2 protein-coding genes are annotated in these 2,428 nt (G+C 64.0%); one reads left to right on the top strand and one right to left on the bottom strand.

Annotation, left to right across the window (positions count from 1 at the left end; genetic code table 11):
- Positions 1-50: 50 nt before the first annotated feature.
- Positions 51-653: a rubrerythrin family protein gene (locus NE584_RS19215; RefSeq protein WP_108980256.1), complete on the bottom strand. Its 603-nt coding sequence runs from the start codon at positions 651-653 to the stop codon at positions 51-53.
- A gap of 280 nt (positions 654-933) precedes the next feature.
- Between NE584_RS19215 and NE584_RS19210 the strand changes: the two genes are divergently transcribed.
- Positions 934-2,382, top strand: coding sequence for a nicotinate phosphoribosyltransferase (locus tag NE584_RS19210; protein WP_050623093.1), 1,449 nt, complete (start codon positions 934-936; stop codon positions 2,380-2,382).
- Positions 2,383-2,428 lie beyond the last annotated feature (46 nt).

Here is a 2,428-nt window from a genome sequence, read left to right as displayed (position 1 = left end):
CGCGGCCCTCCTGCTCTCCAGGAGGGCCGCGCCTGTCTTAGTCTGGGGGATCAGTGGAAGGGCACCATCTCCATGCGCACGAAATAGCCCTGAGGGTGGTGGCACACGGGGCAGCTGGCAGGGGCCATGGTGGACTCCACCACATAGCCGCAGTTCAGACACATCCACTGACAGGTCACGGAGGAGACGAACAGCTCCTCCCGCTCCAGCAGATCGGCGAAGCGGCCGAACCGCTCGCCGTGGATGCGCTCGATGCCTGCAATGGAGTCGAACAGCTTGGCCACCAGGGGGAAGCCCTCCTCGCTGGCTGTCTTGGCGAAGTGGGCGTAGTCGTGCTCCCACTCCTGGAACTCATTGTGCTGGGCCGCCCGCAGGTGGGAGAGCAGGTCGGGATACAGGTCCACCGGATAGGTACCGTCCGCCCGGACGGTCTGGCCGGACAGGTCCGCCAGCTGCCGGTAAAACTGCTTGGCGTGGGTCAGCTCCTGGTCTGCGGTGAACAGAAAGGCCTGCTGGACCACGTACAGGTTTTTCTCTCTGGCCATACCGGCGGCGATGGTATAGCGGTTCCGGGCCTGGCTCTCCCCCGCGAAGGCCCGCATCAGGTTGATGTGGGTCTCACTGCGGGCGAAGGTCTCTGCTTTGTTTGGCATGAGATTACCTCCTTTTCTGAACTGGTTCCCGTTCAGTATGCCCGCGGGGGAAACTCCTTATTCCAGTATCAGGAAGAGCCTCCCTGTCCGACATGGCATCTGCCGCACCACCTTCCGGGGGAGGTTTGGAGAGATATCCCCCGCTGAAGCCGGGCCCCGCGCCCTTTTCCCTTGCCTTTTCCCTCTTTTCCAGGTATAATAATGAAAATACACACGGGTGTTGACACCCGCGGGGGCGGGAGCGGAGCATCCCCTCCCCGAAGAGGAGGCATCCCCAGGGATGAAAGAAAAGACAAATCTGACCATGCTGTGCGACTTCTATGAGCTCACCATGGGCAACGGGTACTTCCAGACCGGACTGGGCGAGCGCATCTGCTACTTTGACGTGTTCTTCCGCTCGGTCCCGGACCAGGGAGGCTTTGCTATAGCGGCGGGGCTGGCCCAGGTCATCGAGTATATCCAGAAGCTGCGCTTTGACGAGGAGGACATCGCCTACCTCCGCTCCAAGGGCTGCTTTGCCGAGCCCTTCCTGGACTATCTGCGCCAGTTCCGTTTCACCGGCGACATCTGGGCCGTGCCGGAGGGCACCCCCATCTTCCCTGGGGAGCCCATCCTCACCGTGCGGGCCCCGGCCATCCAGGCCCAGTTCATCGAGACCTTCGTGCTGCTGTGCCTGAACCACCAGAGCCTCATCGCTACAAAGTCCAACCGCATCGTCCGGGCGGCGGAGGGCCGTCCGGTGGCCGAGTTCGGCTCCCGCCGGGCCCAGGGGGCGGAGGGAGCCATCCTGGGCGCCCGGGCCTCCTACATCGCTGGCTGCTCCGCCACCGCCTGCACCATGGCCGACCAGCACTACGGCTCCCCCGCCACCGGCACCATGGCCCACTCCTGGGTGCAGATGTTTCCCGACGAGTACACCGCCTTCAAGACCTACTGCCAGCTCTACCCCAACAATGCCACCCTGCTGGTGGACACCTACAATGTACTGCGCTCCGGCGTGCCCAACGCCATCCGTGCCTTCAAGGAGGTGCTGGAGCCCCTGGGCGTCACCAAGTGCGGCATCCGGCTGGACTCCGGCGACCTGACCTATCTGTCCCGGAAAGCACGGGAGATGCTGGACGAGGCCGGCCTCACCGGCTGCAAGATCGTGGCCTCCAACGCCCTGGACGAGTACATCATCCGGGATCTGATCCGCCAGGGGGCCCGCATCGATTCCTTCGGGGTGGGCGAGCGGCTCATCACCTCCCGCTCCGAGCCCGTCTTCGGCGGCGTGTATAAGCTGTCCGCCATCGAGGATGACCAGGGGCACATCCTCCCCAAGATCAAGATCAGCGAAAACCCCGCCAAGATCACCACCCCCCATTTCAAGAAGGTGTACCGCATCTTCTCCCGGGACACCGGCAAGGCGGAGGCCGACCTGATCTGCGTCCACGACGAGGAGATCGACTTCACCCATCCCCTGGAGCTCTTTGACCCGGCCGCCACCTGGAAGCGGAAGGTGTACACCAACATCGAGGCCCGGGAGCTGCTGGTCCCTATCTTCCGGGGAGGCGAGCTGGTCTATCAGGTGCCGGAGCTCCAGACCAGCCGGGCCTACTGCCAGCGGCAGGTGGACGCCCTGTGGGATGAGGTCAAGCGCTTTGAGAACCCTCACAATTACTACGTGGACCTGTCCCAGAAGCTGTGGGACATCAAGCAGTCCCTGCTCACCAGCCACGAGATGGCATAAGAGGACCCCCGGGGGGGGGGGGGGGGGGGGGGGGGGCCGCGGGGTG

It is taken from the genome of Clostridium sp. DFI.5.61, from assembly GCF_024462915.1.
Taxonomy (GTDB): Bacteria; Bacillota; Clostridia; order Oscillospirales; family Oscillospiraceae; genus Lawsonibacter; species Lawsonibacter asaccharolyticus.
This window is presented reverse-complemented; position numbering and strand designations above follow the sequence as displayed.